Origin of the sequence: Nocardia acidivorans NBRC 108247 (assembly GCF_001625085.1) — a bacterium.
GTDB lineage: Bacteria > Actinomycetota > Actinomycetes > Mycobacteriales > Mycobacteriaceae > Nocardia > Nocardia acidivorans.
Genome location: NZ_BDAW01000023.1, coordinates 1 through 23,964, shown reverse-complemented (window position 1 = coordinate 23,964; position 23,964 = coordinate 1). Strand labels below are relative to the sequence as shown.

Below are 23,964 nucleotides of genomic sequence, written 5' to 3'. Positions count from 1 at the left end.
GGTTAGGGTGTGCACCAGGAGGTGGCGGCGGTGGACAGAACAATGTCGCGGGCCCGGCAGGAGCGTCGACGGGTGGTCGTGGCCGCGGCTGCCGGATTGTTCGCCGCGTGCGGTTATCGGGCGGCGAGTATGGAGGAGATCGCCTGCCGGGCCGGGATCAGCAAACCCGTGCTGTACAAGGCGTTTTCGAGCAAGCTGGAACTGTACCTGGTGGTGCTGCACGAAGCGGTGCGGGACTTGGAAGCCACGCTCACCACCGCACTGGCCCCGGCCCGGGGGATGCGGGCGGTCGTGACGGCCACGGTGTCGGCGGTATTCGAGTTCGCCGACACCCATCCGCGCAGCGCCGCCCTACTGGGCGGCGCGGCCCTGGCCGAAGAGCCCGCCGCGCAGCGCACCGCCCATCAGGCCGCGACCCTGTGCACCGACACCTTGATCGCGGCTCTGGCGCCGTATCCATTGGCACGGCCCGAACTGGGCTGGTTGATCGCGGCGGAGGTGGTGGCCATCGCACAGTCGTGCGCGCGCGATTGGGTGGCCACCGGCAAGCCCCTACCCAAACCCGATGCCATCACCACCACCGCGGATCTGTGCTGGAGCGGCCTGTCCGGTGTTCAACTGGCACTCAAACCCCCGCTGCACACGGGCGGTGGCGTGCCTGCGTGAGTGCGGGGCGTTGACGCCGGGTCGTGTTCTACACCAACAGTTTTCCGCCGTCGATGGTGATCACCTCACCGGTGACGAAGGAGCTCGCGGGTTCGGCGAGGCGGGTGATCCAGGAGGCGATGTCCTCGACGCGTCCGATCCGGCCCGCCGGCACCGACGCCGCGTACGTCGAATACCAGTCGGCGACAGCGATGTCCGACATCCCTCCGACGCCGAGAATGGGGGTGTCGACCTGACCGGGCGCGACACCGTTGACCCGGATTCCCCGCGGCCCGAGTTCCACCGCCCAACTGCGGATCAGGCTGTCCACGGCCGCCTTGCTGGCGGAGTAGACCGACGACCCCGGTCCGGCCATACGGGCTGAAATACTGGAAACCACAACGATATTCCCGCCGGGGGAGGTCAGCAGTGGCAGCAGTTCTCCGGTCAGCAGGGTCGGGGCGATCACATTGGTCTCCCACTGCTCCCGTACCGCGGCCTCGTCCAGGTCATCGAGCGGGGTGTTCCGGAAGATCCCGGCATTGTGCACCAGCACGTCGAGCCGGCCGCCGTGCGCTCGTACCGCGTCCGCGACCGCGTTCGCGCCCTCGGCGGTGGTGACATCGGCGACCACCGGGATCAGCGCCGGATGCGCGGCTGCCGCAACATCGAGGGTTTCGCGTCGCCGCCCGGTGATGACGACACCGGCCGCGCCCTGCTCCGCGAACGCCGTTGCGGCGGCCCGCCCGATCCCGGTACCGCCGCCGGTGACGACAATGAATTGACCGTCGAAAGTCTGCTCGGACATATTTCTCCTTCACCCGGATCGGAACCCCGGCGGTCCCGCGTCGGGTGGCAACCCGCCGCGTCCCGAGACCTATTCCGCAGGGCGGAGAACTGGAAGGCTCAGCGGTGGTCATCCGCCGTGAAACGTGCTGCTACAGACGCTATATCGCCCTGAGCTGAACCTTGTCGACGGCTCAGGCGGACTTGATTACCTTCGGGATTTCCCACTGTCCCTTGCCCGGTGGGAGGATCGACGGCGGGGATTCCGTCGGCCAGTACACGCGCAGGGTCAGTACGAGGTTGCCCTGGGGGACCGGTAGCCAGTCGGCTTCCTTGTCGGTGCCGGAGGATTCGTTCTGGAGGTAGAAGGTCAGTGACCCGTCAGAAGATGCTTTCCCGCCTTCTCACCGGTCGTCCGGGAGCCGGAAGCGTCGATGACCGGCGTCCACCCCCATTGTTCGAGGATGTGCTATCGCCCTTGTCCGAGCACGCCGCCGCGGTGACGATGAGCGCGCCGCCAGCATTTCCCGTCGAAAGCGTGCCTCACGGAATCTCCTTCGCGATAGAGCCGGAACAACCGGCCGCATTCGATAGAGAACCTGGGCATACTCCTTATCTGTAAGTAACATTCAGGGCTTCGCACAGCCCCGGCAACGCGGTCCACAGCGGGTTCGACCCAATTCGGGGCGGCCACTCGCCAGTGCGAAAGGAGCTTGCCTGTCAGACGACTCGGCGGAGGCTGCTGTTCAATCCACTGTGGGCGACGGCGGATTCGCTGAAGGCTCGAATCCTGGCCGTCTCGTGGGAGGTTCGCCAGAGGAAACCCGATTCGATCGGTGCGGCATTGCGCAGCGGGATGTAGGTGACGCCGGGGCGGGGGTGACAGCGCGCGGTGCGGTCTCCGATGAGGAAGCCGCCCGCGCCGATTCCGGTCATCGCCAGCAGCTCCTCGAGCGTATTGGCGCGTTCGCCGTGGGTGATCGGGCGACCGCCGGGTGTGGTCTCGGGGTTCAGGTCCGCCACCAGTGCGGACGGCCAGGATTTGGGAACACGCAGCAGTCGTACCTCGCCGAGGTCTTCGAGATCGACGGCGGCGCGGGCGGCGAGCGGATGCCGGATCGAGACGGCCAGCATGCGGCGCTCGGCGATCAATACCGGGCCCAGGGTCAAGGCGGGGTTGGTGATCGGCCGACCGGCCAGCACCATATCGCAGTCGTCGCCGAGCCAATCGTCCACGCCGCCACCGCGGAACACCTCCTTGATGGTGAGCGTGGTCTGCGGATACGCGGCCCGGAACTTCTCGCCCACCGCATAGGTCAGCTGCCCGGCCGCGGCCCCGAGGAAGCCGACGGTCAGCTCACCGTCGACGCCGCGACCAGCGGCGATGGCACGTTGCAGCGCTCGCTGAACCGTTTCGTGGGCAGGGCGCAGATCCGTGAGGAGTTGATGTCCGATGGCGGTCAGCGCGACGCGGCGGGTGGTGCGGTCGAACAGTCGCGCGCCGACGCTGCGCTCCAATTGCCGGATTGTCTGGGTGACGCGGCCGGAGGACACCCGCAGTTGTTCGGCGGCACGCCCGAAGTGCAGATGGTCCGCCAGCGCGAGGAAGGCCTCGATCTCGTACAGCTCCATCGATTTTCGCCCGGGTACGAGCGGGGTCTCGGTGCGCGTGGTGTTGAGGTTCATCGGAATGGTCATGGGTTCCTGTCCTCGATGTGACCAGCTGCGTGACAGAGCGTAGGAAGCCCGCGCCCGATGCGGTATCAGGTATGTGCCTTACATTCCCGATATCCCCCTGTCGAGGGAGGTGGAAGTCCGTCTCCCGGGCGACGTGAGCGGCGGTGCGGAGTCCGTAGCGTCGAGGGCCCCGGCAGGCTCGTCCGATACCGCTCCGAGCGGGATTCGCCTGTGTAACCGATTCGTGCACAGGAGGATTCGTGCTTTCCGCCTTCATACCGGCTATGCGGACCCCGGAGCCGCGGCAGCGGATTCTGCTCACGCTGGGTCTGCTCGCACTGTATCGGCTGGGCGCGAGACTACCGTCGCCGGGCGTCGACTACCCGGCGGTGCGCGAATGCCTCGACCTCGCACAGGGCGGTGACTCCGCCGGTATCTACCAACTCGTGAATCTCATGTCCGGTGGTGCGCTGCTGGAGCTTTCGGTCTTCGCGATCGGCATCATGCCGTACATCACCGCGAGCATCATCACCCAATTGCTGGCCGCGGTGATCCCGCGATTCGAAGAACTGCGCAAAGAAGGACAGACCGGACAGAACACAATCACGCAGTACACCCGGTACCTGTCCGTCGCGCTGGCGGTATTGCAGGCTTCGACGCTGGTGGCATTGGCCGCGCACGGCGGACTGCTGCGCGGATGCCCCCGGAGCGCGCTGGCGGACCGCTCGCTGCTCGCGATGATCTGCCTCGTAGTGGTCATGACCGCGGGCGCGGCGCTGGTCATGTGGTTCGGCGAGTTGATCACCGAACGCGGTGTGGGAAACGGCATGTCGCTCTTGATCTTCGCAGGGATCGCGGCGCGCATCCCCTCGCAGGGCATGGCGCTGCTGGACGGCAAGGGTGTGCTGGTCTTCGCCGGAATCTGCGGTACGGCGCTGCTGACCATTGTCGGCGTGATCTTCGTGGAGCAGGGGCAGCGCCGTATTCCGGTGCAGTACGCCAAACGAGTGGTCGGCCGCAAGAAGTACGGCGGTTCGTCCACGTATCTGCCGTTGAAGGTGAATCAGGCAGGGGTCATCCCGGTGATCTTCGGATCCTCGCTGCTGTATCTGCCGAATCTGCTGGCGCAGTTGACCCGGAAGGATTCGGGGAGTCCGGCGAGGTGGCAGGAGTTGATCCAGAAGTATCTGACCAATCCGAGCGGTCCGGTCTATGTCGGGATCTACTTCACGCTGATCGTGTTCTTCACCTATTTCTATGTGGCGATCACCGTTGATCCGCGAGAGCGCGCCGAGGAGATGAAGAAATTCGCCGGGTTCATCCCGGGATATCGCCCCGGTAAGCCGACCGCGGACTATCTCGGTCACGTGCTGAGCCGCATCACCCCGGCCGGCGCGCTCTACCTGGGCGCGGTCGCCGTCCTGCCGAATCTGCTGCTGCACTTCGGCGCCACCGATTCGACGCAGGCGCTGGCGCTGGGCGGCACCTCGGTGCTGATCGTGGTGAGCGTCGGGTTGGATACTGTCAAACAGATCGAAAGCCAGCTGCTGAACCGGAACTACGAAGGTTTCCTGCGCTGAACCTAGAGTCGGAGGGTATGGCCTCGAATTCCTCGCCACGTCCGCGGCGCCGGGCCGCGTCCTCGCTCGCGCTCGCCATTACCGCGGCGACGCTGTCGGTGGGCAGCACGATCGCACCGGCGCCCGGTGCGCCACCCAATTCCCTTCCGGTAGCGCAGAACTCGGATGCGGTGCGGACCCCGGCGGCGGTCGAGGCCGCGAACCCGTCGACCATCTCGGTGCTGATCGCCGACGGTCATCTGGTCTTCCGGTCCGGTCTGCGCGCGGTGATCGGCGCCCAACCCGATATCGAATGCGTGGGCGAGGTCGGCGACGGCGAGGCCGCGCTCCGTGAGATTCGGCGGCTCCAGCCCGATGTCGCCCTGGTTTGCCTGGATATGCCAGGACTCGACTACTCGGCCCCGGACGGCGGCACCCGGATTCTCACCCTCACCAATCAGGAATCCGATGAAAACCTGTACCGCGCATTATCTCTCGGCGCCAGCGGCTTCCTCACCAAGGCGCTGCCGGCGGCGGGTTTGATCTCCGCCATCCGTACCGTCGCGTACGGCACCGCGCTGATCGACCCGAGCCTGACCCGCCGCCTGATCAAGCGGCTGACCACCGGAATCGACCCCTTCCCCGCCGCCCCGGAAATCGAAACCCTCACCGCCCGTGAACACGAGGTCCTGCTTCTGATCGCCAACGCCTACACCAATCCCGAGATCGCCCGACTCCTGGGCGTAGGCGAGCAGACCGTCAAAACCCATGTCTCCAACGTCCTGGCCAAACTCGGTGTCCGCGACCGCGTCCACGCCGCGGTGTACGCCCACGCCCGCCGCCTGGTCCCGCGTGCGGCGCATTCGGTCCCGGACATCGTCGCGCGTCCATGACCACTCCGCAATGTGGCTGTGGCGCTTCGGGTTTCACAGATGGGAGCGGAGGAATCCCAGCGTGTCCGGGAGGGAGGCCAGGAATGCGCCGCTGTGGTCCTTGCCGGGGTACCGGGTGACGGTCACCTGGATGTCGGGGTTGGCGGTGCGGAGGTGGTCGCCGAATTGTTCGGTCCAGGTGGGGGCGACGTCGATGTCGGCGGTGCCGTAGCCGATGGCGATATCGATGGGGAGTTGCTCGGTTCGCAAGTCCGTCAGTTCGGCGATGTCGGCCTCGAATGTGGGTGTGGGCGAGTCCGGATCGGCGACCAGGGCGGCCGGACGCCGACCGGCCGCCGCGGCGGTGAGATCGGCCAGGCAGGTCGAATTCGCCTGTGCCACATAGTCGCGGCCGAAGTCCGACAGGAAGGGAGTCACCCGATCCGGGTGAAGCTGCTGGAGGGCCGTCAGAAAGTAGGCGGCGTAGGCGATTTGGTTGGCCGAACCGGTCGAGGAACTGCGGAACATCTCGCGCAGGCTCGGTCCGGTGTTGGCCCGCAGTCCGGTGACGACCGCACCGTTCAGTCCCGCCGCCGGTCCGGTGGGGTCGTAGAGCGAGACCGCGCTGAGGGCGGCGTGCGAGCCCTCGGATTGGCCGATGACGACCCAATTGCGGGACAGCGGAACGGGTGTCGTGCGTACCGCCGCCACGGCGTCGAGAATCGAGCGGCCTTCCACGAGCGTGTTGTAGTAGCTGAACCCGCCGCCGGTTCCCAGCCCCTGGTAGTCCGGGGCCAGCACCGCGTACCCGCTCCCGAGTATCTCGCCGAAATAGCCGCGGTTGCGTTCGGATTGCGGATGGTGCGAGGGCGCACAGCCGTCCGCGACTCCCACCGTGCCGTGCGCCCACACGACCAGCGGCCAGCCACCCGCGGGCGGCAGTCCGGGCGGCAGATACAGCCCGGCCGATGCGGGCGCGGCCTGCCCGTACCGGTTCGCCGTCGTATATCGGAGTTCGATCGCGGCCGCGGCGGCGGGGAACGACCACGCCGCGTCGAGGAGACCGACCGACACCTCGGCCGTCGCGGGCGGACTCGTCAGGACCGCTGCCAGCGCCAGGCAGAAAACGGCGACGCGGCAGGCCGCCGTGCGCAACGACAGTGCGAACATGATCGAGAACCGTAGCGCCCCAATCACCCGGACCGACGCCCATCGCTGGGAAATCGGCGTGCGATCTTTGGCGTCAACTCCAGGACAGGGCTCGCACCAGCGCGTCCACGGCGGCGGGCAGGCGCCGTCGGAGGGCGCGCCGAAGCACCCTCTCCGGCGACGAAAACGACTGATACCGAACCCGATCCGAATCGTCAGTGCGAGGTCAGTCGGTGTCGCTGATCGCTTTCAGCGCCACCGGCACCTCCTCGGCGGGCAGGTAGCAGTTGGTCTGTTCGAAGCCGCCGATGGTGTGGGCGTCGTAATCGCCGTAGCCGATGCGCAGGAAATCGTCGCCGCTGAGGCCGTGCACGGTCCAGTCGAAGGCGACGCGGGCGCGGGCGACGACGGTGCGCAGCGCCATCAGGTGGTAGCCGCGGGCCGCGAATTGTGCTGGGATGCCGCGCAATCCGATTTTGAGGGGGCGGGCCACGGCATCGCGGCCGCCGAGGTCGACCACCATGCCGAGGTCCGGATGCCGATACGGTTGGACCGTGCCGCCGCGCAGGGTCGCGAGCAGGTTCTTCGCCAGGTGCCGGCCCTGGCGGATGGCGTGCTGTGCGGTGGGCGCGCAGATCTTGCCGTCGCCCTCGGTCAGGTCGGGGACCGCGGCCGCGTCGCCGCACGCCCACACCCCGTCCAGCCCGGGCACGGTGAGATCGGCCGCGGCGACAATGCGGCCCTTGGTGGTGGCCGCGCCCAGATGTCCGGCCAGCGGGCTGGGCGCGATGCCCGCGGTCCACACCAGCGTGCGCGTGCGAATGAAGCGGCCGTTGGTGAGGGTGACGCCGTGGGCGGTGACCTCCTGCGCCGAAGCGCCGGAGATCAATTCGATACCGCGTTCGGCCAGAATCCGCTTCACCTCGGTGCCGAGTCGCTCGCCCAGTTCGGGCATGATCCGGTCGCCGTGGGTGACCAGATGCCACCGCACCATCTCCGGGTTCAGCCGCGGGAAGTAGCGGCGGGCTGCGGCCTGGGTGACCTTGTTGAGTACGGCCGCGGTTTCGGTGCCCGCGTACCCCGCGCCGATGGTGACGAAGTTGAGCCGCTCCCGATCCTCGTCCTCCGCACCGCGCACCGCGGCGATATCCAGCTGCCGCAGCACATGATCGCGCAGATGCATGGCCTCGGCGAGGGTCTTCATACCGAAGCCGTACTTGTCGAGTCCGGGCACATCGAGCACCCGGGTGATGCTGCCCGGAACCAGCACGAGATGGTCGTATCCGACCGCGAATTCGCCACCCGTCGGCCGCCGCACGATGACCTGCCGCGTTGTGGGCTCCACCCCGATGGCGGTGCCCGGCACAACCTCGGTGCGCCGCAGCACCCTTCGCAGCGATACCGACACCGACCGCGGATTGAGCACCCCCGACGCCACCTGCGGCAACAACGGCAAATAGAGCAATCCCGCCACGGGCGTGATGAGTTGGATGAACGCTTCCTCGGGCTTCAGATGGCGTTCCAGATACCGCGCGCACTCCACACCCGCGAAACCACCGCCGATGATCACGATCCTCGATGGCTCCATCGCACCACCATAACAACGGAACGGGCCGTTCGCGGGTCGTCGAGGTGAGCGGGCGAAAGCCGTTGCGCGGTGGCGCTAACCGTGTTCGGCGGCCTTCTTGATGCCGCTGACATGGGTTTGCCACATCCCGCGCGAGTGCTCGGCTTCGTCTTCGCTGGCGTTGTTGTCCTGGCTCAGGGTCAGGTGAGTGGTCGTGTCGTCGCCGGTCAATTCGTAGGTGAGCGTGTGGTAGTTCTCCGGGACGTCCGGTTGGCCGGTGAGCGGGCTGAAGTGCGTCATCTTCAGCAGGCGGCCGGGCTCGAAGGCGAGGATTTCGCCCTTGTCCTCATAGGTTTTGCCCTCGTATTCGCCCGCCCAGACGATCGGACCGCCGACCCGCCAGTTGGTGCGCACCTGGGCGCCGAACATGAATTCGCGGATCCGTTCGGGGTCGGTCAGCGTGCTCCACACCTGCTGCGGTGAGGCGCTGATGTCGGTCTCCGCCGTGGCGATATATCCCGTCATAGCGTGCTCCTTCCCTGACTGATGGACTTTCAGCGTAGGCCCGGAGTGGATCTTGGTCTTGCAAGAAAGCGTCAGGACGACGCGCGGCCGCCCCGGCGTGAGTCGGCATTGGCGTCAGGGTGCTGAGCAATTGCGGTAGGGCCGGGACGGTTTCGGGGGAGAGTCCGGCGACGGTCTCCTCGGCCAGCGCGTGCCAGAGCACTTTGATGCGCTCGATTAGCGCGCGGCCGCTGTCGGTGAGTTCGACAATGCTGGCGCGCCGGTCGTCTGGCTCGGAGAGCGGCGGATATGACCGGATGCCAAGGAGTTGCGGACCATGAGCGTAATGCTGGGCGGTTCGCAGCCCAGCGCGCGATCGCGGCCGCCAGCCTGCTGCTGCCGCGCGACCGCATCGACCCGTGAGATCCGGTGGCGCGCCGGGCAGGTTCACGGTCGCGGATACGGGTCCATATCCCGCAGGCGCTGCCGGTGGCTCTGCTGTAATTCGCTCACGTGGGTCAGGAAGCCCGCGATCATTTCCAGTTCGGTGGGGTCGTAGCGGCTCAGCATGGTCCGGTAGCCCTCGTGGACCAGGGGTGCGATGAGGTCTTGGACGCGACGCGCGGCGAGGTCGGTGGCGACCACGATCACCCGGCGGCGATCGGTGGGATGCAGGGAACGGGCGATATAGCCCTGCTTCTCCAGTCGGTTGAGCATGATGGTGGCCCCGGCGGCGGTGAGGCCGAGTTGTGCGGCGAGCATTCCCGGCGTGGTGGACTTTCCGTCCCCGAGCAGAACGATTTCCAGCGCGCGCCGATCGGTCTCGTTCACTCCGAGCAATCGGATTAATTCGCGGGCCAGATCCTCGAGGGTTCCGTGGTAGAACTCCAGTGCTTTTCTGAGCTCTATTGCGATCGGCGCCACTGGAAACATGAAACCTCTCAAAAGCAGTCACCATACCTGGACCGGGCCACCGGTAATGGCCCGATCCAGGTATTCACCACTCCGCCCCGCGGATCAGCTGACGGTGGTGGTGGTGAGCGTCGGGGACGGATTCGGATAGCACGCGGTGGCGACATTGCCCACGACTGCCACCTTGGTCGTCATGGTCATACCCGGATTGGCATAACTCGTCCCGGCGTATTTGCTGGTGATCGGTGTTCCCGGGGTTCCGGCGGTGACATTGATGGTCACCGCGGGCGGGGTGAAGCTGGTGCCGCCCGCGATCGGACCCGGCACGGTGAGAACGACATTGCCGCCCGAGGTGCTGACGGTGCCCGCCACGGTTCCGCCGGATGCGGAAGCCGAGACCAGAGTGGAATTCGCCGGGGTCGGGAAGGCCATCTTCAGGTTGCTGATATTTGTCACACTGAAGCCGGAGGCCGAACTGGGAACCGTGGAAGCACCCGGGGTGAGGGTGATGGCCACGGCCGAGCCCGAGGCCGCCGAGCTGGGCGCGGTCCCATTCACCGAGGTGGTCATGCTCGAGGTCTGACCGACGCCGAAGATGGTGCCCTGGCAACTCCAGTTCACCGTGACCGGCGTGGCATTCGCGGGGGCGGCCAAACAGAACAGAGTGGCGAGTGCCACGGGAGTAACAACACCGGCGCGAAGCAGTACGGAAGCGGCAGATCTCATAACTATCTCCAAAAAAGGGTGAAGCAATCCAAGAGGTTTGAAATGTAGCCTGTTCGCTTCTCTTCGCGGGCGGAAATCGCGAATAAAACTTTGGTTTTCCCCGGCATTCGAGTGCTGCTCGGTATGTATTTTTCCGCAGTTAGATATTGACTCCGGATAGTTGAAATCGCTTAGGCATCGAATGGCTCCGAATACCTCGCGGTCAACAAAGCGGTGCCGCGCCGAACAGGAGATTGCCCGGGGCGCCGGGCTCCTCGCTGGTGAAGAAGTCGGCGAAGGCTTCGTCGAGTTCGTCGAGGCTCAGCACGCCGTCGTTGTTGGTGTCCAGGCGCAGCGAGACCGCGTGGATGCCGGCGGTGTCGACGCCGAGCGCGTTGAGCAGGTGGTGCAGTTCGTCGACGTTCAGGACCGCGTCCCGGTCGTGGTCGGCGGCCGCGAGAATGGCCGCGATGGCGGGCAGGACGTGGGTGTCGTAGTCGGCGGGATTACCGGTCAGGCGGGCCAGCGCGTCGACGTATCGGTCACGGTCCAGCCGGGCTCCGGGATCGACGCCGGCTTCGCGGCAGAGTCCGGCCCAGAATTCCGTAATGGCATGGTGAAGTCTTGTGCCGGTGGCACTTTCGGGCGGGCAGGCGAAGGCGGCGCAGATGCGGTCGGCGGCCGCGGAGTATTCGCGGAAGGAGACGCGCTGATCGCGGTCGTGGTCGAAGAGATCGAAGAATCGGGCGAGCTTGTCGCGCACGAAGCGGGAGGAGTTGGGGGACGGCGGGATTCGGCGATGGTCCCGGGTGCGCGGCCGGATGGTCGCGGTCTTGCGCTCCTCGGTGGCGTTCAGATACTCCACGGTGCTGCGGTATCCGGCCGCCACCCGTCGCTCGAAGATCTCCACCTGCTGCCGGACACCGGTGTGCAGCCCGGTGTCCGGCGGTTCCAGCAGATCCTCACCGGTGGGCAGCAGGTGCACGGTCACCCCCGCCGGGCGCATATTGATCACCTGCCCGAGCCGATGCCGCCGGGACACCTCGAAGACGGTCTGCCCCAATTGCCAAGGCAGGCGCGGAGATTTCAACGGCAGTTCGCGCTGGCGCAGCCGCAGGACGTAGATCTCCTTCGCGCCGAAGGAGACCGCGCGGGTCAACGGCACCGTCTCCACCACACCGCCGTCGATGTAGTGCTCGGCCCCGATGCGCAGCGGCCGCCACAGTCCCGGAATACAACTCGAGGCCAGCAGCGCCGGAACCAATGGCCCGTAATCGAAGTACCGCGCGGTGGCCCGTTCGATGGAGGCGGCCGCGCACTGGAACGGAATCGCGAGCCGCTCGATGCGGGTGTCCGCGCCGACGTGGCGTTCCAGGACCTCGCGCAGTGCGTCCTGGGTGGCGAGTGCGGGCCGCATCCGCACCAGATTGGTGAGGAGCGGACGCAGCGGCACGCCCATCACCTTCCTGGTGAGCGCGTCATGCCAGAACGCGGTCAGCGCCTCGATCGTGTCCCCGGTGCGGTGCGCGGCCAGGATCGCGCCCTGGATCGACCCGACCGAGGTGCCGACGACCAGGTCCGGGGTGATGTCGTGCTCGGCGAGCGCGCGCAGCATGCCGACCTGATAGCCGCCGAGCATGCCGCCGCCGCCGAGTACGAAGGCGGTGCGGGGGATCTCTGTCATAGCGTTCGTCATAACATCGCGGCTCCCGAGACGATTCAGTGGACCGGGCGGAGTGGCATCGAAGAGTGAACGGCCGGAACGGTTTCCAGGTTTTCGCCGGTGCGTGCGGTCGCGATCCAGGCATCGACCTCGCGCCACTGCCCGCGCAGCCAGGCGGCGAATTCGGTGCGCTCGCGGGGCACCTCGGCGGCCGGGATATGCCACCACCCGACCCGGACCTCGCCGCTGCCGATGCACGGATAACCCAGCCCGCCCGCCCCGGTGAGATCCTCCAGTCCGGTCTGCGCGAGCACGACCACGTCCGCGGTCGGCGCGCCGGCGGCGAGCATCCAGGCGCCGGTCGGATGCACCGGCATGACATGCGGGCACGCCTCGGCCTGCGCGGCCTGCGCGTCGCGGCCCGCCGCCCGCAGCGTGTCGATGGCCTGCCGCCAGCGCCTGACCGAATAGTTCGTCCCCTCGGGGAAGAGCAGCAGCGCATCGGTGGGCAGCGCATCGGCGGCCTGTCGTTGCAGCTGTTGCAGGGCAAGGGTTTTGCCCTGCTGATCGAACCGGCAGTAGACCACGCCCGAGGCCGCGTAGGCCGCCCGCAGCCCCGGGGTGAGGGCGGCGCAGCGCTTGGCGATGGTGTAGGTGTCCCGGCCCAGATCGCGGGCGATGAGATGGGCCATCAGCGCGCTGTTGAAGGCCCCGGCGTGCCGGGCCAGCACGATCACCGGTCGATCGGCCGGAATGCGCGGCGGCGGAGCGCAATTGAGATCGATGCGCGCCATCGCGAAACCCCAACCGTAGAACCGCCGGTTCAGCGCGGCGAGGCGGTCGCATCCGCCCTGCCGCCCCGAGCGCCGGATCTCTCGGCTCGATCGGCCGTCGATCTCGTACACGAGCAGGAACGCCGCCGAGAGCAGGAGCAGGCGTGCCCGGCTGCGCAGCGCCTCCGAGATACCCGGCAGCGACACCACCAGGCGCGCGAGCAGCAGTACGGGCGCACCGGCGACCAACAGCATTCCGCCGAGGACGGCGGTCGGCACCCTGCTCCTCATCGGAACCGCCCGAATAGCCACGCGCCCGGTTTATCCGGGGTCGGGTCGAGGCAGAACTCGCGGATGGCGGTGATCAGCTCATCGGTGGTGATCGTCTCGGAGCCGTCGATATCGAGGCGATCGAACAGCACCGACGCCTCGGCGGTGGTGAATTCGCATCCGAGGAGCAGTTCGATCAGTTCGCCTCGATCCAGCACTCCGTTGCGGTCGGCGTCGGCCAGCTCGATGACGGCCTGTGCCAGCGGCGTGATGTCTCGATCGAATCCCTCATTGTCACAGTGCCTTTCGAGCCAGTCCAGGAATTCGGTGACGGTGATCCGCCCGTCCCCGTCCGCATCGGCCCTGGCGGCCATCGAATGCCAGAGCGCCCGGTAGCCCGCGCGCACCGCCATGGCCCGGGGCGAGCCGGGGGCCTCGTGGAACGCCTGCACCAGCCGCAGTCCGAAGGCCTCGTAGTCGTCGGCGGTCAGATAGCCGTCGCCGGTGATGTCCAGCAGCCCGAATCCGTGTCTGGCGCTGAGTGATTCGGCCACGGCGGGCGCGCTCATGCGTTCGCCGACCCAGGAGATCATCTCCGGTACCGCGCACAGCATGCCCGAATGATCGATTCCGATGCACGTGGTCAGGTGGATATCGGTTCCGGCCCTGCGTATTTCGTCGACGAAGCGGGTGACGACCACCATGGGCAGCACGGCGTCGCCGGTGCTCGCCGCCAGCATGACCGGTCGATCGAATCGGGCCGAGGGCACCCGGCAGGCGCGCAGCATCTCATCGACGCCGGGGCGGCCGCTCAGACCGGTGGTGCCGATGTCCTCGTTGGTGAGCAGGGTGACCGCGTGATGGATATCGCGCACCGGCGCGTGCTCGGCGAGCTCGACCAGTCGCCGTCCGAGGCCGGTCAGGAAGGCGTGCGTGTCCAGGCCGCGGGTGGTGCGCAGTCCGGCGAGCAGATAGGGCAGGAACAGGGTGATGGCGGCGGTGTCCTCGGCGGTCTGCAGATCGATGATCATCGGCACCTCGACCGGCGGAGCCAGCGCCACCGTGCCGCGGAAGTCCAGCTCCGGAGCGTATTTGGTGGCCATCAGCCCGGTGAAGAGGGCAGCGTGACCGCCCTGGGAGAAGCCGACCGCGACCCAGCGCGGGCTCAGCGGATGACCGAGCTGGTGCGCGGCGCGGACGATGTCGACCACATCGTCGGCGGCGGCCTCGCCATTGAAGTAGGGGTGCGGGCCGGGGGAGGCCAGTCCCTCGTAGTCGGTGACGGTCACGACGTATCCGGCGTCGAGCCACATGCCCACGTGCCGGCTCTCCGGTCGCGACAAGCCCGCCACCGATGGTGCGGTGCGGTCGGACAGTCCGGTGGTTCCGTGCGCGTAACTGATCACCGGCCAGCCGTCGACTGGCGGGTCGCCCTCGGGAATGAATACCGATCCGGAGACGATTCGGCCCGATCCGTCATAACCGATGCCCTGATACCACACGCGATATGCCGCCGCGCAATGTTCGGGCCGGAACGATGTCGGGAGTTCTTCGCTGCTATCCAGGGTGCCCGCTCGATGGAATGCGGTTTCCCGCAAAAGATTTCCCGCACTGATCATCGTCCGCTCCGTTTCAGTGACCGATTGTGTCGATGCCGAATTGCGGTAACGCGATCTCGAAGGAGAATTGTAGATGGGCTGCGGTCGGGTTGCCGCGAACCGAGATCACGCGCAGGTACCGTCTTTTGTCGGCATCCCGTTTCCGCGGCTTTTCCCGCGACTCAGTTCGGCGACGGCGTGATCAGCGCCATCAACTTCACCCTGGACGTCGGCAAGGTCTGGCCGCTGATATTCACCCCGACCCGGAGGGCGGCGAACGCGCCGTCATCACCCTCAACGGCAAGTACCTCCCGGCCAAACCCTTCCGATCCGGAATCGTTCGGCTCTGAATGCCTTCAGGCGGAGGGGGCTCCCAGGAGCTGGGGGCGCAGTGCCAGCACCTGGGCCCGCAATGCCCGGACGATGGCCGCCACCTCCGGTCGCCGCAGGGTTTCGGGGCGGGTGACGAGCCAGTAGGTGAGTTGGACGGCGACCTCGTCGGGCAGGACCCGGATGAGGTCCGCGTGCCGGTCGGCCATGAAGCAGGGGAGCAGGCCGATGCCGGCGGCGGCGCGGGTGGCCTCCACGTGCACGAAAACGTTTGTGGAGGAGATGGATTCGCGCATGGTGGGTGCGAAGAGCGTCGGTGCCAGGTCGAGGTCGTCGACCTGGAGCATGGAGTCGATGAAGTACACCAGCGGATGATTCGACAGATCGGCGACGGATTCGGGGGAGCCGTGGGCGGCGAGATAGGACTCGGAGGCGTAGAGGGCGAGGGTGTAGTCCCCGAGGGCGATGGCTTCGGCCCGCCGAACCTGGGGTTTGCCGACCACCACCTCGATATCGAGGCTGGAGCGTTGCAGGGATGCCCGGCGGGTCGCGGTAATGATCTCCACCGTCACTTTGGGGTGTTCGCGCTGTACCTGCGCGATGGCGGGCGCGGCCAGATACGCGCTGAAGCCATCGGTCGCGGACATTCGAACCACCCCCTCGAGCACCCGCGCCCCATCGGTGCCCGAGGCCAGCGTCCGCACCGCGGATTCGATGGTTTCGGCCGCCGCCAACGCTTCTCGGCCCAATTCGGTCAACTCCCACCCGCCCGCGCCGCGCATGAGCACCCGCCCGCCCAGCGCGTGCTCGAGCGCCGCGATCCGCCGCGAGATGGTGGTGTGGTTCAACCCCAGCTCATCGGCTGCTGAAACGTAGCGGCCGGTCCGCCCCACCGCGAGCAGTACGAGCAGGTCATCCGGATTGGGTCGGGAAGTGGCGGGGGTCACGCTCATTTCTGCATCTTCGCAGATATGCCCTGCGAACTTGGCCATTGCTGCCATTCGAATGTGCACGAATACTCGGTACCTGATTGATTTGTGGGCCGCGTCACAGATGAGGGGACGCGGCCCGATCGTGAAGGAGTTGCACGATGAGCGTCCGGGATACCGAGCCATGAGCGTCCGGGATACCGAGCCGCCGCAGGACACCGCGCTGGCGGGACTCCGGCGGGTGGTGGCCGCCTCGATGGCGGGCACCGTCGTCGAGTGGTACGAATTCTTCCTCTACGGCACGGCGGCGACGCTGGTCTTCAACAAGGTCTTCTTCGCCAAGGGCACCAGCGATCTGGATGCGATTCTGGCGGCGTTCATCACCTACGCGGTGGGCTTCGCGGCGCGGCCGATCGGCGGAATCGTGTTCGGGCACTTCGGCGATAAGTACGGGCGCAAGAAGCTGCTCCAGCTGAGCCTGCTGCTGGTGGGCGCGACCACCTTCCTGATGGGCTGTCTGCCGACCTTCGCCCAGGTCGGCTATCTGGCCCCCACCCTGCTGGTGGTGCTGCGCTTCATGCAGGGTTTCGCGGTCGGCGGTGAATGGGGTGGCGCGGTTCTGCTTGTGGCAGAACACAGTCCGAGCAGAAGTCGCGCGTTCTGGGCCTCCTGGCCGCAGGCCGCGGTACCGCTGGGCAATATGCTCGCGACCGTCGTGCTGTTGATCCTGACCTCCACGCTCTCGGACGCCTCGTTCCTGTCCTGGGGTTGGCGGGTGGCCTTCTGGCTCTCGGCGGTGGTGGTGCTGATCGGCTACTACGTGCGCACCAAGATCACCGACGCGCCCATCTTCCTGGCCGCGCAGCAGCTGGCCGAACAGGAGAAGGCGACCTCGTTCAGCGCCATCGAGGTGCTCAAGCGTTATCCGCGTGGGGTTTTCACCGCCATGGGCCTGCGCTTCGGCGAGAATATCCTGTACTACCTGGTGGTCACGTTCAGCATCACGTATCTGAAGGTGCATGTCGGGACCAATACCAAGGTCATCCTGTGGTGGCTGTTGGCCGCGCACGCGGTGCATTTCGCGATCATCCCGCTGGCGGGACGGCTCAGCGACCGGTACGGCCGTCGCCCGATCTACCTGATCGGCGCGCTGGCCGCGGGCACCTGGGGCTTCTTCGCCTTCCCCATGATGGACAGCAAACACAATGCGGTGATCCTCGCGGCCATCATCATCGGCCTGGTCTTCCACGCCTTCATGTACGCCGCCCAGCCCGCCATCATGGCCGAGATGTTCCCGACCCGAATGCGGTATTCCGGTGTCTCCCTGGGGTATCAGGTGACCTCGATCGTGGCCGGATCGCTCGCGCCGATCATCGCGGTGCGACTGCTCAATACCTACAAATCCTCGGTGCCGATCGCCTGGTACCTGGCCGGTGCGGCCGCGGTCACCGTGGTCGCGGTGCTGTCCGCCCGCGAGACCAATGGCGCGGATCTGGCCGCCATCGACCTGGCGGACGCGCAAAGCGTTGCCGCCGAGAGCAATCGGAAGGTGCCCGCATGACAGCGGATCTGACCGGTCGCACCGCCCTGGTCACGGGCGGTGCGAGCGGGATAGGCGCGGCGTGCGCCAAAGAGCTTGCCGGACAAGGAGCCACGGTGATCGTCGCCGATATCGACGGCCCCGGCGCGAAACAGGTCGCCGCCGAGATCGGCGGGCACGCCTGGGAAGTGGACCTGCTGGACGTCACAGCCCTGGAGGACCTGCGCCTCGAGGTCGACATCCTGGTGAACAACGCGGGGGTGCAGAGCATCAGCCCGATCGTGGACTTCGCGCCCGAGCGTTTCCGAATGTTGTTGGCGCTCATGGTCGAAGCGCCCTTCCTGCTGATTCGCGCGGCCCTGCCGCATATGTACGAGCGCGGCCATGGCCGAATCATCAATATCTCCTCGGTGCACGGTATTCGCGCCTCGGCCTACAAATCCGCGTACGTCACCGCCAAGCACGCGGTGGAGGGGCTGTCCAAGGTGACCGCGCTGGAGGGCGGCCCGCACGGCGTCACCAGCAATTGCGTCAGCCCCGGCTATGTGCGAACCCCGTTGGTGGACAGGCAGATCGCCGATCAGGCCGCCGCGCACGGTATCGACGAACAGGAGGTGGTGGAACGGATCATGCTCACCGAGAACGCCATCAAACGCCTGGTGGAACCGCAGGAGGTGGCCTCGCTGGTCGGCTGGCTCGCCACCGACGCCGCCCGCATGGTGACCGGCGCGAGCTACACCATGGACGGCGGGTGGAGCGCGCGATGACACTGTCCGAGCAGATCGCGCCGCAGTGGGTGCCCGATGCGGAAACCCTTGCGGGCGCGCGCATCACCGACTTCACCCGATTCGTCGAAGAGCGCTACGGCGTCACCGCCGCGGACTATCACGAACTCTGGCGGTGGTCGGTACGGGACATCCCGGGGTTCTGGCGGGCGGTCTGGGAGTACTTCGAACTCGGTGACACTCCTGCGGAGGTGCTGGCCGAATCCGCCATGCCGGGAGCCGAATGGTTTCCGGGGACCCGGCTGAATTATGTCGACCGGGTGGTGCGTCAGGCGCGCGCCGACCGGCCCGCGATCCTCGCCCTGGGCGAGGACATCCCGGTGCGGGAGGTCTCCTGGGCCGAAATGCTTTCGCGCACAGCAGTGCTGGCCCGTAGGCTTCGTGCACTGGGAGTCGGTTCCGGCGATCGGGTGGTCGGCTATCTGCCCAATATTCCCGAGGCGGTGATCGCCTTCCTCGCCACCGCGAGTATCGGCGCGATCTGGAGCGCGTGCGGTCAGGACTACACCGCCCAGGCGGCCTTGGATCGGCTCGGTCAGCTCGAACCGACCGTACTGATCACCGCCGACGGCTATCGCTTCGGTGGCCGGGCACACGACAAACGCGACGAGATCGTCGCTCTCCGTGCGGGTCTGCCCACGCTGCGGGGCACCATCCTGCTCGCACGGTACGGTCACACCCTCGACGGCACCCTCGATTGGGATGACGCCACCGAAGACCTCGCCGCCGACCTCGGCTGGACCCCCGCCGGCATCGCCACGACCGCGGTCGATTTCGCCCACCCCCTGTGGGTGCTCTATTCCTCCGGCACCACCGGCAGGCCCAAGGGAATAGTCCACGGCCACGGCGGCGTCCTGCTGGAGCACCTCAAAGCCATTGCCCTGCACTCCGATATCGAACCCGAGGACACCTTCTTCTGGTACACCAGCCCCAGCTGGATGATGTGGAACTTCCAGGTCGCCGGTCTGCTGGCCGGTGCGACCATCGTCTGCTACGACGGCAGCCCCGCGTATCCGGCCCCGGATGCGCTGTGGGCCATGGCCGCTCGCACCGGAACCACCGTGCTGGGCACGAGCCCCGGCTATGTCCTCGCCTGCGAGAAGGCGGGCGTGCTACCCTCTCGCGCCCACGATCTGAGCCGACTGCGACAAATCGGCATCACCGGCTCGGCCCTGCCCGCCACCTCCTCGCTGTGGTTGCGCGACCATATCGGCGATATCCCGGTCTCTGCCATCAGCGGCGGCACCGATATCGTCTCCGCCTTCATCGGTGGTGTCCCCACCGTTCCCGTCTGGCCGGGTGAACTCTCCGCACCGTATCTCGGTGTGGCCCTGCAAGCCTGGGATGAATCCGGTGACCCGGTGCACGGTGCGGTCGGCGAACTCGTCGTCACCGCCCCCATGCCGTCCATGCCGCTGCGCTTCTGGAACGATCCGGACGGCTCCCGCTACCGCGACGCCTATTTCGACACCTATCCCGGCGTCTGGCGGCACGGCGACTGGATCACAGTCAACCCGCACGGCAGCGTCACCGTGCACGGCCGCTCCGATTCCACCTTGAACCGCAATGGGATTCGGATGGGCAGCGCCGAGATCTATCAGGTGGTCGAGGCCCTGCCCGAGGTTCTCGAAGCCCTCGTCCTGGGTATCGAACTACCCGATGGCGGCTACTGGATGCCGCTGTTCGTCGTACTGCCCGAGGACCGAACCCTCACCGACGACCTGCGCCTGCGTATCACCAGCGCCCTGCGCACCCAGCTCTCTCCGCGCCACGTCCCCGATGAAATCCAGTGCGCCCCGGGCATTCCGCACACCCGCACCGGCAAGAAACTGGAGGTCCCCCTCAAACGCATACTCCAAGGCGCGGATCCGGCCCGGGTCGTCGACCCCAGCGCCATCGACGCCCCGGAACTGTTGTCCTGGTACGCCACTCACCGTTCCTGCACGACCAGCTGATTGCCCTCGACGTCGAAGTCCGGCACATACCGGTCGAACCATCGGGGCTGATACCAGATCCGATCCCCGATCACGGCCATGGCGGCCGGAACGTCGGCTTCTACAGCGCCTTCGGCGGTCGGCGGCCGGGGCGGGTCCGATGGGGCTGGGGCGGGCCCGAGGTGAATGTGATGATGTGGCTGCCCGCCAGCCTGTGAGCGCTCAGAGCGTGCTGTTCACCCGCACGCTGTGCGCGCCGGCGCGGCGACCGGAGAATACGCAGTCCGCCAGGGACAGCCCGCTCACATAGGAGTTGGAGCAGACGCCGACCGCCGCCCGGCCCGCCGCGAACAATCCGGGGATGGTGCCGCCGTCGGTGGTGCGGACCGCACCGGTGTCCTCGTCGACCAGCAGCCCGCCCAGGGTCAGCATGGGCATCGGGTAGGTCAGCCGTGCCTTGAACGAAATATCCAGCAGCGCATAGGGACCCGTGCGGATCGGCTTGCGGATGTCGGCGGGCTTGCCCAGCGGGTCGGGGGCGTTGTGTTCGATGGCGCGATTGTGCGCGTCGACGGTCTTGCGCAGCGCCGCGGGTTCGATACCCGCGCGGGCCGCCACATCCTCGATGGTATTCCCGGTGATGCGCTTGACTCGCATGAGCCGTTCGGTCTGCATGCGCTGGAACCACACCGACTGTCCGCCGAGCTGGCGTTGCGCTTCGGCCATCAGTTCCGCGTCCACCAGCAGCCACGCTCGATTGCCGGGTGCGCTCGCGATCGCCGCGCCCATGGCCGCGCCGTAGCGGGATTCGTCGATTATGCGCCGGCCGTCGGCATCCACCGCGATCGAGCCGAAGAAGGCGCTCGGCGGCGCGATGAACCGCCAGGTCGACAGGGCGTCCATCTTGCCGGTGGCCGCGCCCGCCGCCTGCGCCATGGCGATGCCGCTGCCGTCGTCACCGGCGGTACCGAGTGGAAGTCCTTCCGCCCAGGGGTAATTCGGCGCGTGCTGGGCGACCATCGCCCCATTGGCGATGAAGCCACCGGTGGTGAGAATGACGCCCGAGCGCGCCCGGATGTGCACCGTCCGGCCATGTCGCGCCTCGAGGCGATCCATCAGCTTGCCGACCGTATTGCGCAAACCCGGGTGGTACACACCGGGTTTGGCCGAGATGCGGGCCAGTGCCGCGAACCGCCGCCGCACCTTGTCGGGCGCATCGGTCAGCGAGACGGCCCGCACACCTACCACTCGGCCGTCCTCGATGACGAGTTCGGTTGCCCTGGTGCCGATCTGAACCCGAACTCCATGGCGGGCGGCGGACTCGGCGAGCGGCTCGAATACCTTCTTACCCGAGACGCCCCGCCCGTGCGCGCGATGTCCGCGCTGCGCCGGTTTCGCCAATTCCCGGAAACCGCCTGAGTTTTCGCTACCGGAGTAGTACAGGTAGTGGTCATCGGTGGGGTACGAGGTCTTGTACGGGCACAGCGACGGCTGGAACGGTACCCCGTGCGAGCTGAGCCAGTCGATCATGGCCGCCGAGCCCTCGCAGAACCGTCGCAGCGTCTGCTCGCTCACCGCATCGCCGACCTCGGCCCGCAGGTAGGCCAGCATATTCTCGACATCGTCCGGCACGCCCGCCGCGCGCTGCACCCAGGTGCCGCCGCCCGCGTACACGATGCCGCCGGACAGCGCGGTCGCGCCGCCGCCGAGGAACCGGTCGAGGGCCAGTACATCCGCCCCGGTCTCGCGCGCGGCCAATGCTGCCGCCACACCCGCGCCGCCGTAGCCCACCACGACGATATCGGCCGAAGAATCCCAGGTCCGCACCGTTGCGACCACCTTCCCGAATGAGAATGCCGGCGTCCCCTGCCGAGCGAACTGAACTATAACGTGTTCTAGTTCGCCGGGCCATTCGCGTTCAGGCCGACAGTTGCGCGCTGAGTCCGTCGATATAGGCGCGGAAGAGAGCGGCCATATCCACCCGCTCGGGATCGAGCAGCCATTGCAATTGCAGGCCGTCCATCATGGCCGTGATCTGTCGGGCGATGGCGGTGGTATTGATATCGGGGCGCAGCGTGCCATCGGCGATGCCGCCGTCCAGCGCGCCCGCGAGGAAGGTTTCGAGCACCCGATAGCGATTGACCACCCAGTCCCGGGCGGGGTGATCGAGGGTGACCGCCTCGCTGGTGACCACGGTGAACAGCTGCACCAGTCCGGGCACGTGCATATTGTGCTCGACGAGCCGAACCAGTTGTCCCAGTGCGTCTTTGCCGCGCAACTGCCGGTTCATGCCGAGTCGATCGGTATCGAGCCGATCGCGATATTCGAGCACCGCGGCCAGCAGCGCCGCCTTGTTCGGGAAGTAGTGCAGCAGTCCGGGCTGGGAGAGTCCGCAGCGCTCGGCGATATCGGCGATCGAGGAATTGCGATAGCCGTTCTCGGCGAAGCTCTTCAGCGCCTGATCGATGATCTGCTCGCGGCGGTCGTCGCCCCGTCTCCGGCGTTGGGGATGCGGCGTCATGTGCTGGGACAGTAGTCGTACTGCCGGGACCTGCAAAAACAGCTGTACATAACGAACATATAACGGTACCGAGTGGTAACTCGGTAAACTGGATTCGCACTGGCACACTCGTGTCAGCCGTACAGGGACGTGCGAGGAAGGACAGCCGATGACCCAGGGCAGCCAGACGCCGATCGAATCGATCACGCTGCGAGGCGGAGCGGGCGCGCTCGCCGGATGGGAGGTCAACCCACCCGCCGGTACGCCGGAGCTCGGCACCGCGGTCCTGGTGCCCGGCTTCACCGGCTCCAAAGAGGACTTCGAATTCATGCTCCCGCTGCTCGCGGCGGCCGGGTATCGCGCGGTCGCCTACGACCAGCGCGGCCAGTGGCAGTCCGAGGGCCCCGATGACATCGCCGGGTACACCATGGCCGATTTCGTGGGTGACCTGCACGAGGTGATCGATCAGGTGTCGCCGGACGCGCCCGTGCATCTGGTCGGGCATTCCTTCGGCGGGTATGTCGCCCGCGTCGCGGTGGTCGAGACGCCCGCGCGATTCCGCAGCTTCACCCTGCTGGCCTCGGGGCCGTCTTCGGTGCGGGACATCAATTTCCCGCCGCCCGCGATGGTCGCGCAGATTGTCGAGCAGGCCGGGCAGGAGGCCATCTTCCAGCAGATGAGCGCCGCCATGACCGCCTCGGGTGCACAGATCGCCCCGACGCGAATGGAGTTCCTGCACAATCGGATTCTGCAGACCAAGCAGGCCAATATCCTCGGCATTCTCAAGTGCATGGAGCAGCCGCCGCTCGCCGATCCCGCCGCGTTGCGCGATGCCGGGGTGCCGCTGCTGGTGGCGTACGGCGACACGAACGACCTCTGGGCGCCCGAGGTCCACGTGAAGTTCGCCGAACAGTTGCAGGCTAGGACCGCGGTGTATCCGGGCTACGGCCACGTGCCGAACGAGGATGTGCCCGATCAGGTATCGGCCGATCTGGTGAGCTTCTGGAAGGAACAGGCATGACCGACTTCATCGACGACCTGCTGGCCAAGCTGGACCTGGAGGCCAAGATCCGGCTCGTCTCCGGGTCCAATATCTTCCGGTTCGCGGGCGATGACAGCATCGGACTGGCGGAGATGCCGGTCTCGGACGGCCCGTCCGGTGTGCGCGGGGAGACCTGGGACGAGCGCGACCCGTCGGTCAGCCTGCCGTCCGGATCCGCGCTCGCGGCCACCTGGGATCGGGAACTGCTGGCCGAGATCGGCGGG

The 23,964-nt window shown here is 67.0% G+C and carries 20 protein-coding genes and 3 pseudogenes; 9 read left to right on the top strand and 14 right to left on the bottom strand.

From position 1 onward, the window contains the following. The first annotated feature begins 30 nt into the window (after positions 1-30). Positions 31-666 (top strand): TetR/AcrR family transcriptional regulator, encoded by a 636-nt coding sequence (locus NA10_RS14010; protein WP_157556495.1) that lies wholly within the window; start codon positions 31-33, stop codon positions 664-666. 28 nt (positions 667-694) lie between these two features. Here NA10_RS14010 and NA10_RS14005 read toward each other — a convergent pair whose 3' ends face one another. The 3 genes and pseudogenes from NA10_RS14005 to NA10_RS13995 form a co-directional block, all read right to left on the bottom strand. Then, positions 695-1,453 carry an SDR family NAD(P)-dependent oxidoreductase gene (locus NA10_RS14005; protein ID WP_067568164.1) on the bottom strand — a complete coding sequence of 253 codons (759 nt, stop codon included), beginning with the start codon at positions 1,451-1,453 and terminating at the stop codon, positions 695-697. Between the two features lie 172 nt (positions 1,454-1,625). Next, a pseudogene (locus NA10_RS35575) lies at positions 1,626-1,814 on the bottom strand (DUF1214 domain-containing protein); the annotation flags it as partial. Between the two features lie 337 nt (positions 1,815-2,151). After that, a complete protein-coding gene (locus tag NA10_RS13995; RefSeq protein WP_084514633.1) occupies positions 2,152-3,129 on the bottom strand; it encodes a LysR family transcriptional regulator in 978 nt (325 codons plus the stop codon). A 239-nt stretch (positions 3,130-3,368) separates the two neighbouring features. Here NA10_RS13995 and secY point away from each other — a divergent pair, with 239 nt between their 5' ends. After that, positions 3,369-4,688: a preprotein translocase subunit SecY gene (gene secY / locus NA10_RS13990; protein WP_067568160.1), complete on the top strand. Its 1,320-nt coding sequence runs from the start codon at positions 3,369-3,371 to the stop codon at positions 4,686-4,688. 17 nt (positions 4,689-4,705) lie between these two features. Next, positions 4,706-5,560, top strand: coding sequence for a LuxR C-terminal-related transcriptional regulator (locus NA10_RS13985; RefSeq protein ID WP_084514631.1), 855 nt, complete (start codon positions 4,706-4,708; stop codon positions 5,558-5,560). Positions 5,561-5,593: 33 nt separating this feature from the next. Here the strand turns inward: NA10_RS13985 and NA10_RS13980 are convergent, their stop codons facing one another. From NA10_RS13980 to NA10_RS13945, 8 genes are all read right to left on the bottom strand, one after another. After that, on the bottom strand, positions 5,594-6,709 hold the full coding sequence (locus NA10_RS13980) for an alpha/beta hydrolase family protein (protein WP_067568158.1): 1,116 nt from the start codon (positions 6,707-6,709) through the stop codon (positions 5,594-5,596). A 205-nt stretch (positions 6,710-6,914) separates the two neighbouring features. Further along, positions 6,915-8,276, bottom strand: coding sequence for an NAD(P)/FAD-dependent oxidoreductase (locus tag NA10_RS13975; RefSeq protein WP_174562512.1), 1,362 nt, complete (start codon positions 8,274-8,276; stop codon positions 6,915-6,917). Positions 8,277-8,351: 75 nt separating this feature from the next. After that, the gene (locus tag NA10_RS13970; RefSeq protein WP_067568156.1) at positions 8,352-8,780 is read right to left on the bottom strand and encodes an SRPBCC domain-containing protein; all 429 of its coding nucleotides are present in this window, start codon (positions 8,778-8,780) and stop codon (positions 8,352-8,354) included. Positions 8,781-9,206: 426 nt separating this feature from the next. Then, a complete protein-coding gene (locus NA10_RS13965; protein WP_245677198.1) occupies positions 9,207-9,683 on the bottom strand; it encodes a MarR family winged helix-turn-helix transcriptional regulator in 477 nt (158 codons plus the stop codon). A gap of 93 nt (positions 9,684-9,776) precedes the next feature. Then, positions 9,777-10,349 carry a hypothetical protein gene (locus NA10_RS38625; protein WP_245677197.1) on the bottom strand — a complete coding sequence of 191 codons (573 nt, stop codon included), beginning with the start codon at positions 10,347-10,349 and terminating at the stop codon, positions 9,777-9,779. 250 nt (positions 10,350-10,599) lie between these two features. Beyond that, on the bottom strand, positions 10,600-12,060 hold the full coding sequence (locus NA10_RS13955; RefSeq protein WP_067568152.1) for a patatin-like phospholipase family protein: 1,461 nt from the start codon (positions 12,058-12,060) through the stop codon (positions 10,600-10,602). Between the two features lie 35 nt (positions 12,061-12,095). Further along, positions 12,096-13,091 carry a 1-acyl-sn-glycerol-3-phosphate acyltransferase gene (locus tag NA10_RS13950; RefSeq protein ID WP_067568150.1) on the bottom strand — a complete coding sequence of 332 codons (996 nt, stop codon included), beginning with the start codon at positions 13,089-13,091 and terminating at the stop codon, positions 12,096-12,098. Positions 13,092-13,099: 8 nt separating this feature from the next. Next, on the bottom strand, positions 13,100-14,701 hold the full coding sequence (locus NA10_RS13945; RefSeq protein WP_067568148.1) for a lipase family protein: 1,602 nt from the start codon (positions 14,699-14,701) through the stop codon (positions 13,100-13,102). 162 nt (positions 14,702-14,863) lie between these two features. Here NA10_RS13945 and NA10_RS39715 point away from each other — a divergent pair. After that, a pseudogene (locus NA10_RS39715) lies at positions 14,864-15,030 on the top strand (cyanase); the annotation flags it as partial. A gap of 6 nt (positions 15,031-15,036) precedes the next feature. On the opposite strand, the gene NA10_RS13940 reads toward NA10_RS39715, so the two are convergent. After that, entirely contained in the window at positions 15,037-15,963 is a 927-nt protein-coding gene (locus NA10_RS13940) for a LysR family transcriptional regulator (protein WP_157556493.1), read from the bottom strand. A 160-nt stretch (positions 15,964-16,123) separates the two neighbouring features. Between NA10_RS13940 and NA10_RS13935 the strand changes: the two genes are divergently transcribed. From NA10_RS13935 to NA10_RS13925, 3 genes are read left to right on the top strand one after another with little or no spacing between them, the layout of a single operon-like run. Further along, the gene (locus tag NA10_RS13935; protein ID WP_067568347.1) at positions 16,124-17,500 is read left to right on the top strand and encodes an MFS transporter; all 1,377 of its coding nucleotides are present in this window, start codon (positions 16,124-16,126) and stop codon (positions 17,498-17,500) included. Further along, positions 17,497-18,246: a 3-hydroxybutyrate dehydrogenase gene (locus NA10_RS13930; protein WP_067568143.1), complete on the top strand. Its 750-nt coding sequence runs from the start codon at positions 17,497-17,499 to the stop codon at positions 18,244-18,246. The genes NA10_RS13935 and NA10_RS13930 overlap by 4 nt, the downstream gene beginning before the upstream one ends. Continuing rightward, positions 18,243-20,219 carry an acetoacetate--CoA ligase gene (locus NA10_RS13925; RefSeq protein ID WP_157556491.1) on the top strand — a complete coding sequence of 659 codons (1,977 nt, stop codon included), beginning with the start codon at positions 18,243-18,245 and terminating at the stop codon, positions 20,217-20,219. Before NA10_RS13930 ends, NA10_RS13925 begins: the two co-directional genes overlap by 4 nt. A 201-nt stretch (positions 20,220-20,420) precedes the next feature. On the opposite strand, the gene NA10_RS13920 is transcribed toward NA10_RS13925, so the two are convergent. Together NA10_RS13920 and NA10_RS13915 are read right to left on the bottom strand one after the other, a co-directional pair. Continuing rightward, positions 20,421-22,025 (bottom strand): FAD-binding protein, encoded by a 1,605-nt coding sequence (locus NA10_RS13920; RefSeq protein ID WP_067568344.1) that lies wholly within the window; start codon positions 22,023-22,025, stop codon positions 20,421-20,423. 91 nt (positions 22,026-22,116) lie between these two features. Then, on the bottom strand, positions 22,117-22,719 hold the full coding sequence (locus tag NA10_RS13915) for a TetR/AcrR family transcriptional regulator (RefSeq protein ID WP_067568141.1): 603 nt from the start codon (positions 22,717-22,719) through the stop codon (positions 22,117-22,119). A gap of 148 nt (positions 22,720-22,867) precedes the next feature. On the opposite strand from NA10_RS13915, the gene NA10_RS13910 reads away from it, so the two are divergent. Both NA10_RS13910 and NA10_RS13905 read left to right on the top strand, forming a co-directional pair. After that, the gene (locus NA10_RS13910) at positions 22,868-23,719 is read left to right on the top strand and encodes an alpha/beta fold hydrolase (protein ID WP_067568139.1); all 852 of its coding nucleotides are present in this window, start codon (positions 22,868-22,870) and stop codon (positions 23,717-23,719) included. Further along, positions 23,716-23,964 (top strand): annotated as a pseudogene (locus NA10_RS13905) (glycosyl hydrolase); the annotation flags it as partial. The gene NA10_RS13910 and the pseudogene NA10_RS13905, both read left to right, overlap by 4 nt.